The organism is Laceyella sacchari (assembly GCF_004343255.1).
GTDB lineage: Bacteria > Bacillota > Bacilli > Thermoactinomycetales > Thermoactinomycetaceae > Laceyella > Laceyella sacchari.
Genome location: NZ_SMDD01000007.1, coordinates 1 through 13548, shown reverse-complemented (window position 1 = coordinate 13548; position 13548 = coordinate 1). Strand labels below are relative to the sequence as shown.

Annotated in this window: 10 protein-coding genes; 6 read left to right on the top strand and 4 right to left on the bottom strand. The window is 50.1% G+C overall.

Annotated elements, in window-relative coordinates:
* Nucleotides 1-21 precede the first annotated feature (21 nt).
* Together aceA and aceB are read right to left on the bottom strand one after the other, a co-directional pair.
* The gene (gene aceA, locus EDC32_RS15290; RefSeq protein ID WP_375163143.1) at nucleotides 22-1302 is read right to left on the bottom strand and encodes an isocitrate lyase; all 1281 of its coding nucleotides are present in this window, start codon (nucleotides 1300-1302) and stop codon (nucleotides 22-24) included.
* A 24-nt stretch (nucleotides 1303-1326) separates the two neighbouring features.
* Nucleotides 1327-2940, bottom strand: a complete 1614-nt coding sequence (gene aceB, locus EDC32_RS15285) for a malate synthase A (RefSeq protein ID WP_132223618.1) — start codon at nucleotides 2938-2940, stop codon at nucleotides 1327-1329.
* A gap of 280 nt (nucleotides 2941-3220) precedes the next feature.
* Between aceB and EDC32_RS15280 the strand changes: the two genes are divergently transcribed.
* Nucleotides 3221-3406 (top strand): H-type small acid-soluble spore protein, encoded by a 186-nt coding sequence (locus EDC32_RS15280; RefSeq protein ID WP_022738954.1) that lies wholly within the window; start codon nucleotides 3221-3223, stop codon nucleotides 3404-3406.
* Nucleotides 3407-3966: 560 nt separating this feature from the next.
* Complete coding sequence (locus tag EDC32_RS15275) at nucleotides 3967-4557, top strand: histidine phosphatase family protein (RefSeq protein ID WP_132223615.1); 591 nt, start codon at nucleotides 3967-3969, stop codon at nucleotides 4555-4557.
* Between the two features lie 207 nt (nucleotides 4558-4764).
* Here EDC32_RS15275 and EDC32_RS15270 read toward each other — a convergent pair whose 3' ends face one another.
* Nucleotides 4765-5043, bottom strand: coding sequence for a hypothetical protein (locus EDC32_RS15270; RefSeq protein WP_022738951.1), 279 nt, complete (start codon nucleotides 5041-5043; stop codon nucleotides 4765-4767).
* Nucleotides 5044-5175: 132 nt separating this feature from the next.
* A complete protein-coding gene (locus tag EDC32_RS15265) occupies nucleotides 5176-5973 on the bottom strand; it encodes an alpha/beta fold hydrolase (RefSeq protein ID WP_158283411.1) in 798 nt (265 codons plus the stop codon).
* 372 nt (nucleotides 5974-6345) lie between these two features.
* On the opposite strand from EDC32_RS15265, the gene EDC32_RS16780 reads away from it, so the two are divergent.
* The 4 genes from EDC32_RS16780 to EDC32_RS15250 all read left to right on the top strand — a co-directional run.
* Nucleotides 6346-6477, top strand: a complete 132-nt coding sequence (locus EDC32_RS16780) for a hypothetical protein (protein WP_022738948.1) — start codon at nucleotides 6346-6348, stop codon at nucleotides 6475-6477.
* Nucleotides 6458-7276 (top strand): prohibitin family protein, encoded by an 819-nt coding sequence (locus EDC32_RS15260; RefSeq protein WP_132223609.1) that lies wholly within the window; start codon nucleotides 6458-6460, stop codon nucleotides 7274-7276. Before EDC32_RS16780 ends, EDC32_RS15260 begins: the two co-directional genes overlap by 20 nt.
* A gap of 250 nt (nucleotides 7277-7526) precedes the next feature.
* Complete coding sequence (locus EDC32_RS15255) at nucleotides 7527-8753, top strand: aminopeptidase (RefSeq protein ID WP_132223606.1); 1227 nt, start codon at nucleotides 7527-7529, stop codon at nucleotides 8751-8753.
* Between the two features lie 466 nt (nucleotides 8754-9219).
* On the top strand, nucleotides 9220-13548 hold a 4329-nt coding region (locus tag EDC32_RS15250), incomplete at its 3' end, for a non-ribosomal peptide synthetase (RefSeq protein WP_132223603.1).

The window sequence follows — 13548 nt, the reverse complement described above, 5'->3', positions numbered from 1 at the left end:
GGTGCTTAATTTATGTGACCATTAGGACATAAACTGTTGATGTTCGGTAGAATTTTTCAATGCCGTGGTGGATGAGGTGCCACCGGTGATGATGAGGGAGACTTGATCGAAGTAGCCCGTTCCCACTTCACGCTGATGGCGCGTGGCGGTGTATCCTTCCGCTTCAAGGGCAAATTCGGCCTGTTGCAGTTTGGAATATGCCGTCATGCCGTTAGAGGCGTATTCATTGGCCAGTTGGAACATGCTGTAATTGAGAGAGTGGAAACCCGCCAAGGTGATGAATTGGAATTTGTAGCCCATGTTTCCGAGCTCATCTTGGAACTTGGCAATGGTTTTGTCATCCAGCTTCTTTTTCCAGTTGAAAGAGGGAGAGCAATTGTACGCCAGCAATTTTCCGGGGAATTTGGCGTGAATCGCTTCGGCGAAACGGCGCGCTTCCTCGAGATCAGGTTCCGATGTCTCACACCAGATAAGATCGGCGTAAGGTGCGTAGGCCAATCCGCGGGCAATCGCTGTATCCAGTCCGGGTCGAATCCGAAAGAATCCCTCGGGGGTTCGCTCACCCGTGAGGAAGGGATGGTCAGCGGGATCAATGTCACTGGTCAACAGCTCTGCGGCGTTGGCATCGGTGCGGGCGATCAGGATGGTAGGCACGCCCATCACATCTGCGGCGAGGCGAGCCGAGATGAGATTGCGGATCGCATGCGAAGTAGGAATCAGCACTTTGCCGCCCAGATGGCCGCATTTTTTCTCTGAGGCTAATTGGTCTTCAAAATGTACGCCGGAGGCCCCTGCTTCAATCATCGCTTTCATCAACTCAAACACATTCAGCGGCCCTCCGAAGCCCGCTTCTGCATCGGCGACAATAGGTGCAAACCAATCCCGCTGTTTTTTCTCTTCGGCCCATTCGATCTGATCGGCGCGTTGCAGTGCCTGGTTGATCCGTTTGACCACTTGGGGCACGCTGTTGGCGGGATACAAGCTTTGGTCGGGGTACATTTGTCCAGCCAGGTTGGCGTCGGCGGCCACTTGCCATCCGCTCAAATAGATTGCTTTCAATCCAGCTTTCACTTGTTGCATGGCTTGGTTGCCAGTGAGTGCCCCCAATGCTTTGATATGAGGCTCCGTATGAAGCATTTCCCACAGTTTGCGGGCGCCGCGCGATGCAAGCGTGTATTCGATGGTGAGAGAACCGCGAAGTTTCAGTACATCCGCGGCGGAGTATGGGCGTTTGATTCCCTTCCACCGGGGGTTGGTGGACCAATCTTTTTCCAAAGCGGCAATTTCCTGTTGATGATTCATCATCATTCATCCTTTCTAATCATGTTAATCTAATAACGCATAGCCGGGTAATGTCAGAAACTCTGTGAATTCATCACTCAACACCAATTCGGAAAACAGGGGGATCGCCATATCCAAACGATGGGAGGATCCCAGCTGTTCACGCAGACGGGTCGCTTCTTCCTGCAACAATTGCTGATATAACTCTTTGGTGATCGGCCGCCCGTCCTCCAGTGAGGCGTCCGGATGGCGCAACCATTGCCAAACCTGCGCACGAGAAATTTCGGCGGTGGCTGCATCTTCCATCAGGTTGTCGATGGCTACAGCCCCTGAACCGCTTAACCAAGCGGCGATATAGTGGATGCCGACACGAATGTTGGTTCGCAGTCCGTCTTCGGTAATCGGGCCAGTGGGCACCCGCAACAAGTCGGCTTGTGTGATGGTTACTTCTTCTTGCTTTCGACTGATTTGATTGGGGTCTGGCATCCAGTGATCAAACACTTCCCGGGCCAGTTGGACAAGGCCGGGATGAGCTACCCATGTGCCATCATGCCCGGCTTGGGCTTCCCTCTCTTTATCGGCGCGCACTAATTCAAATGCCCGTTGAGTCGCTTCGGGGTTTTTCCTGCTCGGAATGTGAGCGGCCATTCCGCCAATGCAAGGGGCATTGCGCTTGTGACATGTTTGGATTGCCAATTGGGTATAAGCTTTCATAAAGGGGGTTGTCATCGTGACAAGCGAGCGGTCAGGCAACAATATGGCACGATGGTTTTGCAAGTGTTTCATGTAACTGAAGATATAATCCCAGCGGCCGCAGTTTAATCCGGCTGAATGTTCTCTCAATTCGTACAATATCTCGTCCATTTCAAACGCGGCCAAGATCGTTTCGATCAATACAGTCGCTTTGATGGTGCCTTGTTTAATCCCTTTCACTTGTTGGGCATAAATAAATACGTCATTCCACAAACGGGCTTCCAAATGGCTTTCCATTTTTGGGAGGTAAAAATAAGGGCCTGATCCTTTGGCCACCAAGGCCTTTGCATTGTGGTAGAAATAAAGTCCGAAATCAAACAGGCTGGCTGGAACCGGTTTTCCGTCAACAAGGACGTGTTTTTCATCCAGATGCCATCCGCGCGGCCGCACATGGAGCACAGCAGGATCGGGGTTTACTTTATACCATTTTCCTTGGGGGCTCATGTAGGTGAGTGTCCCTCGAATTGCGTCACGCAAGTTAATTTGCCCTTGCACGGTGTTGTGCCAAGTGGGGGAGTTGGCATCTTCAAAATCTGCCATGAAACCCTGGGCCCCTGAGTTGAGAGCATTAATTACCATTTTGCGATCTCCAGCAGGACCGGTGATCTCCACCCGCCGGTCAAGCAAATCCTGGGGCAAGGGGGCGATGGACCAATTTCCTTCCCGAATGGCTCTCGTCTCATCCAGAAAATCGGGCAGTTCAGTTTTTAGTTTTACCGACCGTTCTTTTCTGTTATGCAACAGACGATCGCGTTGATCGCGGAAGCGTCGTGTAAGATCAGCAATGAATTGCAAGGCTGAGAAGGTGAGAACTTCGGCATAGGCATCAGTGACTGGGCCTATGATCTCAACTCTTTCCGGGCATGATACTTTTCGCAACAAACCGGATCCCCTCCTGGGTGCCATTATGTTATATAACAGATTTCCTTTTCGTTTTCTATACTAACACAGCAACTGTTATAGTACAACTGATATTTTCAAAAAAATGAATTTTTTTATTTAATAAAGAAAGGTACAGGGTTTGGCGTTCTTCACGCTCGGAGCGTTTTGTTATGAACCATCATCTCGACCAGTTTCATGTGCATAACTCTCTATCTTTGACACAACCTAAGAGCGAAGTTAGCATGATTGTTTTGCTGAGCAAACAAATGATCTGAGATGGATTCTCTGATAGGGAGGTGACTTGATGCAAATCGATCGGGCAAAGGAGATTTTGCAGTCGCCGGAGAAAATTGCCGTGACCTACCGTGGCGAGCCGGTATGGATCGAGATGGTGGATGAAAGCGCAGAAAAAGTGCGCGTCCACAGCGAATCCAATCCGCAAGAAGTGAAGATTCTCCCCGTTCACGATTTGGATGAGCAAAGAGCATGACAAAAGAGGGAAATCACCCTTTAAGCCTTGTAAATGGCTCAGGGTGAGAGAAGCAAATTTGGAGAGCAGCGAGGTTCTGCTCTCTTTTTTAATGCGTTTGATAGAGGATCTTGGGAGAAAGTAGTTTAAACTGGTTATGTTAGTGTAAAATGACACTGGAAAGGCGATCTGGGAATGTCCGGTGAATCAAGCTGATTTTTCATCAGATCCAATCAGTTTTAGCAATAGATGTGGAACGATCGGGGGGAGTGTGACTGCATTTGAGAAAAAGAAATCAAAAGACATGGCGCGGGATTGTTCTCATTATAATGAACTGAGGCAGTGTTCTAAAAACACGACAACCCGTGGCGAATCACATGGAAGACAAGCGAACCGCCCCGATGGTGTGACATCAGTGTCACTTTAGTCCATTTTGCTTAAGGCCGTAACTTCTTCAGGCGCGGGAACGATGAAAGGATATTTACATCAAGGGGAAATCGACAACAGAGCATGAGCTACAAACTGCCGGAACGAAACCGGTTACGTGGCGACAGTGCCTGCTTTAGAAGGAGGAAGAAGTAATGCAAATTTTGTTGATCCGGCATGGACAATCCGAAGCGGATGCATTGGAGGTGCACGAGGGCAGGGTTGACTTTCCGTTGACCCCGGCAGGTGTGGAACAGGCGCATAAGATGGCGGAGCGGGTGAAGGAAGCGTTTCCGCCCGAATATATTTGGGGGAGCACATTAAAAAGAGCAAGTGAAACGGCATCCATTTTGGCCAGGGCGATTGGTTGTCCTATTAACTATCTCCCCGAATTGGAAGAGCATAACAACGGAAAGCTTGCTGGCCGTTCGCAGGCGGGCAAATCGGTTCCCAGGAACCTCCCCCCACATGTGAAATTGGGTGAGACAGGAGAATCAGGTATTGAATTTCGTGCGCGAGCCGAGCACGTATTTTCATATATTAAACATTATAGTAAACCTTATCGTCGTATCGCGATTGTCTCCCATGAAGGGATGATTTCACGGATATTGGAAAGTTTTTTAGGTTTGCCAGTTCATCACGACTACTATTTTCATACCAGTGAAGCGGGGATTCATTTGATTGAATACAATGAACGAGGCCGGTTTGTGCATTTTCTCAACTCTGATGACCATGTGAGAACTTAAATTTTACGTTTGTTGTCCATCAACTGTTCATGAATGGCCTTAAGGGTGCGATGAATACATCGCAACGAGGCGGCGGTTTAAGTATCCAAAACCGGATGCCCGTGCACCACAATCGTTTGGTGCACGGGCATTGCCATTTTGATGACCCGCATCCACGTTAGAGGGGGATTTGTTTGTGCGAAAGGATAGATGCTTCCCGTTTGTAACTCAGAGTTCCATTTTATTGATGATGGAGTGATATACTCCGGTTCCTGATCCGTGTATATGGGACACTTCTTCTCGCAACAAGTCAATGATATAGGTGCGTTCCTGTTCGGTCAGGTCGGCATCCACATCGCGCAACTTGCGTTGCAAGCTACTGATCAAATTTAAGCTGTGCTCCGCTTCTTTACGGCCTGGTTCGCGCATATTGGCTTCGTGCAACCGGGCTTCTTCTTTCTCCAAACGCTCAGACAGGATGTTCATCTCTTCAAGCGATAAGATCATCACAACGCCTCCCTAAAAACATCATCCGATGATAGTATCGTTCGAAACCAGGAAAAACATGCGGCACCGGAAAAAGGACCCGTCAGCCCTTTGTCTGCATGTTCGAAAGCAGGTTGTTATGAGAGTGATTCATTAGACCGTGTTGACGGGGCCTGTATTGTTGGTGATTGCCGTGAGCCAGTCGGAGATGAGCTGGTTGCATTGCCGCCAGGCTTTGGTGGGAAGTTGGTGGCGTTTGCCCTTGATTTCTTGGGTAGTCACTTGAGGAAGCCGGGCTTGAAGTAGCTTGGTGTATTTGTGAAAACTACGATCTTTACTTCCATAAAGAAGTAATATCGGTTGCTTTATCTCTATCAGTCGCTTGGTGCAATTGTACTGTTGGCTAAATGCGAAATATTGCTGGATGTTTTTTGGATCGCCTTGGCACGCGGCGCGGTGGAGATTGGCAAATGTCAATGGCGTATCGGCATTGCTCCAGGACAAGATAGTGGCCAAAGACCGGAAACAGAGGGGTGTGCATAAGTGGGTCGCTGCTCTAATGGCCGCTTTGAGGTACAGTGTGCTGACTTCCGACATGGCGCTGATTAGAATCCCTCCTGCAAAGCGATCCGGATGGGCAAGCAATGCTTCTAGCACAATGCTTCCACCGGTGGAATATCCACATAAGTAAGCTTCTTCAATGCCTAGTTTGTTAAGCAGTTGCCTGATATCCTCAGCGATCAATGGATATGTCAGCGGAGTGGGGGACGGGTCGCTGGCTCCGTGACCCCGAATGTCAAATGTCAGAACGCGAAAGGACGTCGTGAGTTCAGCTATCTGATAGCGAAATACCGCGCTGGTGATAAGGGGAGGATGGATGAAAACCAGAGCGGGACCTTGTCCTGCAAGATGATAATGCAACCTTGTTCCATTTGCTTCGATCAACGGCACCGAAGACCCTCCTTTGGCTGTCCATTTACAGGTAGTGTGATATGTGCAGGGAGAAAGTATGAGAGCTGACAATGGGGAGACTCTGGCCGAGGGAGTATCCCTGAAAATGTAATAGATGTCTTTTTATGAAATGGAAGATAGACATTATCAAAATTCTCGTTCATTGGTGTTTTGGTCATTTTTTTGTAATATGAAACGGATGCAGAAATTTTTTCAGTTTTTTAATAGAGGGATTTGACCTGACGCTTGTTTCCCTTATAATAAAAGAGCATTGTCCTTATTGTTTTTTTTATGGTGTGAGGATTTTATATTTTTAAAGAAAAGGGGAGAACGGTGTCCATACTTCTGGTCCTATTTTTAGGAGGGTTATTGTTGGTCGGTTTGTATCCGTGGTATGAACGGATGGGCAATTACTTGCTGACGAAGTGCGAATCGATTGAAAAAAAGAAGATTCCGCGGAAAAAAGGGGGGACCAAACGCAAGGATGCCAGTCAAATCACATAAAAAGCGCAAAAAGCAGTGGATCGGATTTGCTGCGGTGTTGGTTTGCTACATACTGATTGTTTTGTTGCTGGGGAGCTGCCTGTCAATGGTAGAAGCCGGTCACCAAGGCGTGGTATTCAACTATTTCAGTGGCGTTCAGCCGCAAGTGTTGGGAGATGGGTTGCACCTTCATTGGCCGTGGGAATCGGTGACGGCGTATCCTGTTTCTACCGAAATGGCAACGTTTGCAAAGGGACAAGCCGTATCTGTGGTGAGTAAGGACGGACAACGGGTGCAGATCGATGTGTTTATGAGCTATCACTTGCAACCCGCCCGCTTGCCCGGGTTGATGCAACGTTTGCATCAGGAGGATTGGGAAGATGCGCGGCAGCAAATTTTGCGGGGGCGGTTGCAAGCTGCCATGCAGACAGTGGCGCTTCGGCATTCGGTGGTCAGTCTGTTTGCCACACAAAGAGAGACTGTCTGCCGGGAGATCGAAGCCGAGGTGAAACGGGAATTGGCGAAAGACGGAATTGGATTGGAAGGATTGGCCTTGACTGATTTGCGCGTTGATGAGCGGATGCGGCAACGTTTGCAGAAGCTTGTTGAGTCTGATATTGAACATCAATACATATTGCGCGAGACGGCCAATAAAGAGCAATTGGCCCGACAGCGTCTGAATGAAGCGGAAACGAGCCGCAAGGTGACTCTGATCGAAGCGCAGGGCGAAGCGGAGGCTAATCGTCTGATTAGCCAATCGTTGACACCGGAATTGATGCGTTATTACCAGCGGGAACAAGTAAAATCCCGCACAAACTGAGTCGTGTTTGCTGGGTTGATGAAATTAGGCGAATTGTAGTCTGAACTGCCAGAGGGGGTCTGTTTCCGCCCTCCATGCCAAGTACTGCCAACCATCTGGCGCCAACGCGCGGGTGACAAAGAGGAGGTACGCGCACCGTCTTGTGAGCCCTCGCGGTCACGCTTTATAATACAAACGAAAAACAAACCATCAGATAAGCTGACTATTCCCTGCGATACGTAATATATGGGGGCGGAATGAGGTAGAGACGATGTTGAAAGCAAAAGAATTGACCACTTACGCCAGGTTGTTGGTCCAACTTGGTGTCAACTTGCAACCGGGTCAAAACCTGGCTATTCGGGCGTCAACCGATGCCGCGCCGCTGGTGCACAAACTGGTTGAGGTGGCTTATGAATCCGGGGCGCCCCATGTATTGGTTGATTGGTCTGATGATGAGATCAATCGTATCCGGTTGCGCATGGCGCCGGAGGAAACGCTTGCTTTCGTGCCTGAAGGCAAAGTGGAGGACTTCATCCGCATGATTGAGGGAGGGGCGGCGGTCATTTCTATTTTGACCCCCAAACCAGAATTGTTGAAAGATGTGGAAACATCGCGCATCGCCACCGTGACGAAGGCGATGGGCAAAGCGATGAAAAAATATCAAGAACTGGCGCAAGGTGGGGAAATAAGCTGGACGATCGGAGTGGTGCCCACAGCGGAATGGGCTAATGTGGTATTTCCGGAGTTGGGGGAAGAAGCGGCTCTGGCCAAACTGTGGGAGAGTATCAAATTGGCAACGCGTTTGGACCATGGCGATCCATTGGCTTATTGGCAAGCATACGCCAACCGATTGGAAGAGCGGACGGCTTGGTTAAATGATCAACAATTCACGCGGTTACAATACCGGGGGCCTGGAACAGAGCTTACAGTGGAACTGCCTAAAAACCACCGCTGGTTGGGCGGAGGATTAAAGAACAGACAAGGCGTCTACTTTCTTCCCAACATCCCGACGGAGGAAGTGTTCACCGCGCCAGTGCGTAACGGAGTAAATGGGCGGGTGCGGAACAGTAAGCCGTTGGTATATCATGGCCAGGTAATCGACGGTTTCACACTGACTTTTGAAAACGGGCGGGTTGTGCAGGCAGAAGCGGAGACAGGGAATGCTTCGCTTCAGGCGTTGCTTCAGATGGATGCTGGTGCCGCTCATTTGGGGGAGGTCGCCTTGGTGCCCCATGATTCGGTTCTGTCCAAGTTGGGCGTGGTTTTCCGAAACACCTTGTTTGACGAAAATGCCTCATGTCATTTTGCCCTCGGAGCGGCTTATCCGTTTTGCATTGAGGATGGTGTAACGATGTCCAAGGAAGAAAGAGCGGGCAATGGGTTGAATGAAAGCGTCATTCATGTGGACTTCATGGTTGGCACAGCAGAACTGGACATCGATGCCGTAACGGTAGAGGGACGGGTGGTGCCGCTGTTTCGCAATGGAAACTGGGTATGACCGGACGGAGCGGCTCTTGCTGATTTTGGCAAGGGTCGCTTCATTTTGTATGGCGGCAACATGGTTTGAAAGACATTGGCAAGAGATCGCTTCAAAAATCGCGGCGATCTCTTGCTGTTTTATTCTATGAGGAGGGGAGATAAGGAAGAGATAGAATTATAAAATAGGAAAAATATAGAAAATCAGGCCGGGTGGAGGATGTTTTTTTTAAAAGAAAAGAGGTGGTTTAGAGAAGAGGGGTATAAATGATTCGATTTGCAATAAGTATAAATATTTTTGTGGGATACTTAGTTTATTTTGTTGTTAGTTAATGTATTTATTCGTTTTTTAAAATTAAATCTGGTCATTTGTTGTTGCGGAGAATAAATCCATCAAACGTTGACATGGATTGAAAATTCCGATAAACTCGTAGTTGCAATTTGAAAATAATATAAATTTACCATCAAACCGATGTCGGAGGGTAATTATGTCCTATAATGAATTGGTTCAACCAGAGCGGAAAGATCGGACATATTACAAAGAATATTTGCGTGGGTATAATGATAGCATTCCGATCGTACCAGAACGGATCGCGGAAGGTCCATGGCATGAGGCTGGCGACCATAACGGTGTGGGCTTCTTGCAGTTGGATTCCCTGTTGACTAAAGAAATCAGCGCTTTGGCAGATAAAATGAATGTCTCGGTTCCCACATTGATCAGTTTGATGTGGGGAGTCTTGTTGCAGAAATACAATCGTGTGGATGATGTGGTGTTCGCTTCGGTTTCCCCTTTGGGCGGAAAGGAAAGCGATGATGAGCTGGCTATCCAATTACGCCGGGTGCAATGCACCAAAGGGGAGACGGTTTACGATGTGGTTGCTAAGAATATGGGGCATCCAGAGGTTGAGGCCGTCTTGTTGTCGGAATTGGAGAAGTGGACAGGGATCGCTCCGGATGCTTTGCAGCATCTTTTGTGGGTGATTGAGTCTGACTTGGATGAGATGGATAATCAGCAAAATATATTTTCTGAATACAATAAACATTTACTTATATCTAATGATTCCATTTTTAGATTGCATACTCAGATTTGGATTAGCCACACGTTAACTTTGCGTTTTGCATTTGACCGAAGACGTTTTGACTCAGAATGGATTGGGCGCATTGGCCAACACTTCGCGCGAGTGATTCAAGCCTTTGTCTATCATCCTGAGCAAGCATTGCATGCCATCGATTTGCTGACTGAGGCTGAAAAAGAGGCTTTGGTGCGCGCCTTTAATGATACGTCGATGCCTTATTCCCACGACCAGACCATCCATGCCTTGTTTGAACGACAGGCGGAGCGCACACCAGATCAAGTGGCGGTGGTATTCAAAGAGGAAAAATTGACTTATCGGCAATTGAACGAGCGGGCAAGTCAACTGGCTCGTGCTTTGCGCGACCGGGGCGTGGAACGGGAAGAGATCGTGGGGGTTTTGGCAAAGCCTTCACTGGAGATGATCGTTAGCATTTTGGGGGTGTTAAAAGCAGGGGCCGCCTTTTTGCCCATTGATCCTCACTATCCGTTGGAGCGTATTGATTACATGTTGCAGGACAGCCGTGCCTCCCTGTTGCTTACACAAACCGGACTTCCCCTTCCTGTCGGCTGGAAGGAGCGCAAACTATTCTTGGATCGCATTGCTTGGGAAGAAGGAAGCCTCTTCGACGTTGAAACACCAGGGAGTCCTGATCAGTTGGCTTATGTGATTTATACATCGGGGTCGACTGGCAAGCCAAAAGGAGTCATGGTTGAACATCGAGCGCTGGTAAATTTGGCCAGTTGGCATGTGAGACGGTTTGCAGTGACGGCGCAGGATCGGGCTACGAAATACGCCGGATTTGGATTTGACGCTTCTGTATGGGAGATTTTCCCCTATTTGATCGCAGGAGCGACGCTGATTGTCATCCCTGAAGAGCTCCGTTTAGATGTGGAGGCGTTGAACCGATACATGGAAGCGGAGAAGGTGAGCATCAGCTTTCTTCCAACACCGGTGGCGGAGCAGTTTATGCGTTTGGAGAACCGCACCTTGACCAGGCTCTTGACAGGTGGAGACCGGTTGCGGCAGGTGCGTCGGCAACCGTACCGGCTGTTTAACAACTACGGTCCGACAGAAAACACGGTTGTCGCCACTTGCTATGAAGTGAAGCCGGAGGGGCCGATTTTGATCGGTAGGCCGATTGCCAATAACCAAGCGTTTGTGCTGAGTGAGGAAGGGCAATTGCAGCCCATTGGCGTCCCGGGAGAGCTTTGCCTGGCCGGAGACAGTTTGGCTCGGGGTTATTTGGGGCGCGATGATCTTACTTCGAGCAAATTCGTCCCCCATCCGTTTGCACCGGGAGAACGCATGTATAAAACGGGGGATTTGGTTCGGTGGTTGCCCGACGGGAATTTGGAGTTCTTAGGGCGGATCGACGACCAGGTGAAAATCCGCGGATACCGGATTGAACCCGGAGAAATCACCAATGTGCTGTTGCAGCACCCTGCCATTGAAGATGGTGTTGTGGTGGCGCGCGCAGATTCCTCAGGCCAGTCTGTTTTGTGTGCATATGTGGTTGAGACTGAGCCGGTGGGTGACAGCGAGTTGCGAGCGCATCTGGCACAGGAATTGCCTGAATATATGATCCCTGCTCATATTATCCGTTTGGAGCGGTTGCCGCTTACCCCCAATGGCAAGGTGGACCGGAAAGCGTTGCCGGAGCCAGTGGCGAACACAACGCCGGAGAGTAGGTATGTAGCGCCGTCAGATCCAGTCGAGGTGAAGCTGGCCGGGCTGTGGCAAGAAGTGTTGCAAGTAGATCGGGTTGGATTAAATGATCAGTTTTTCGCGTTGGGTGGGCATTCATTGCACCTGATGATGCTGGCAGCGCGCATCCGTGCCGAATTTGGGATGGATGCTCATATCGCCCGCCTCTTTGAATGCTCTACGCTAAGCGAAATGGCGGCAATGGTGCGGGAAGCGAATCATGATACCACCGCTTCGCTCCAACCCGTGGCGGAGCGGGAGTATTATCCAGTGACTTCGGTGCAACGCCGATTGTACGCGATGGAGCAACGTGGCAATATCGGGGTAACCTACCATAACCCCGTGGTGCTGGAACTGTCGGGCGGGTTGGATGTAGCACGTCTGCGCCAAAGCTTGCAGGCTGTGGTGGACAGGCATGAATCATTGCGTACCTCCTTCCACTTGGTTGAGGACGAGGTGATGCAAAAAGTGGAGCCGGCGGTGCCAGTGCCTTGGGAACAATGTGAGGCAAAGGATGAAGCAGAGGCCGCAACATGGATCGAGCAATTTATCCGCCCGTTTGATTTGCGGCAAGCACCTCTATTGCGAGCGGGCCTGATCCATTTGGGAAAAGAGCGGCATGTGTTGGTGATTGACATTCATCACATTGTTTCAGACGGCTTTTCTATCGAGCGGATTTTTCGCCGCGAGCTGAGCAAGCTGTACCGCGGGGAAACATTGCCTCCGCTCGCTCTGCACTACAAAGATGTGGCGGTGTGGCAAGAGGAATGGAAGCGCACCCCCGCTTGCCAAAAACAGGGGGAATACTGGGCGCAACAGTTTAATGAGGAATGGCCTGTTCTGGAACTGCCGACTGATCGGCCGCGTCCGAAGCTCCAACAGTTTGCAGGAGAAAAGGTTCGGTTCCGTTTGGACGTGGAATTGACTCATCAACTGAAACGGGTGAGTGAACGAGAAGGGGCCACGCTGTTTATGGTTTTGCTTGCGGCATATAAGGTGATGCTGGCCAAATTGTCGGGGCAAACCGATCTGGCGGTAGGCTTTCCCGTTGCCGGCCGCACCCAGGCGGAAGCGGAGCAGATTTTCGGCATGTTTGTCAATACGTTGCCGCTCAGGTCGCAACCGACACCGGAGCTTACCTTCCACCAATACCTTGCAGAGGTGAAACAAAACGTCCTGGCCGCGTATGGACATGGAGAATATCCATTGGAAGAGCTGGCGACGCTCCCCAGCGCAAAAGACGGCAGTCGCAACCCATTGTTCGACACAGTGTTTGTATTGCAAAATGTCGACAAAGAGCCATTCGCATTGCCGGGGATCGATGTAAAGCCGTTTACGGGGTGGAAATGGAAGCAATCCATGTTTGATATGACATGGGAAGCGGAGGAACAGGAAACCCTTCATTTCACCGTAGAATACAACACTTCTTTATTTAAGCGGGCGACGGTTGAACGGTGGATTGGCTATTATATACGGTTGCTGGAGCAGGTAGTTTCGGGTACAGAAAAGGAACTCCAATCATTCACTCTGATGGATGAAGCAGAAGCAGATCGGTTGCTGAACGCGTTTAACGCAACGGAAGCAGAGTATCCAAGAGACCGAACCCTGCACGAGTGTATAGCGGAACAGGCGGCGCGCACGCCCGAACGGACGGCAGTGGTGCACCGGGAGGAAACGCTGACCTACGGCGAATTGGATGCCCGTGCCAATCGACTGGCCCGTTTGCTACAAGAGCGAGAGGTGAAGCGGGAAGAGATTATCGGGATCATGGTGCGTCCATCATTGGCGATGGTGGTCGGGACGCTTGGGGTGTTGAAGGCAGGGGCGGCTTATCTGCCGATCGATGTCGAGTACCCGGAGGAGCGGATTCGCTATATGCTGGCGGACGCACAAGCGAAGCTGTTGTTGGCCGAGCGTGGCGTGGATGTGCCAGAGGAATGGGTTGACCGGGTATTGTGGCTGGATCAAATCGATTGGGAGGCAGGAGACCGAAGCGCATTGCCGGAGAAAGGGCAACCGGATGATCTCGCTTATGTG

Excerpts from the sequence above, each read along its gene's own strand:
- aceA (WP_375163143.1), bottom strand. The coding sequence starts at position 1,302 with ATGAATCATCAACAGGAAATTGCCGCTTTGGAAAAAGATTGGTCCACC.
- aceB (WP_132223618.1), bottom strand. The coding sequence starts at position 2,940 with ATGGCACCCAGGAGGGGATCCGGTTTGTTGCGAAAAGTATCATGCCCG.
- EDC32_RS15280 (WP_022738954.1), top strand. The coding sequence starts at position 3,221 with ATGCAAATCGATCGGGCAAAGGAGATTTTGCAGTCGCCGGAGAAAATT.
- EDC32_RS15275 (WP_132223615.1), top strand. The coding sequence starts at position 3,967 with ATGCAAATTTTGTTGATCCGGCATGGACAATCCGAAGCGGATGCATTG.
- EDC32_RS15270 (WP_022738951.1), bottom strand. The coding sequence starts at position 5,043 with ATGATCTTATCGCTTGAAGAGATGAACATCCTGTCTGAGCGTTTGGAG.
- EDC32_RS15260 (WP_132223609.1), top strand. The coding sequence starts at position 6,458 with ATGCCAGTCAAATCACATAAAAAGCGCAAAAAGCAGTGGATCGGATTT.
- EDC32_RS15255 (WP_132223606.1), top strand. The coding sequence starts at position 7,527 with ATGTTGAAAGCAAAAGAATTGACCACTTACGCCAGGTTGTTGGTCCAA.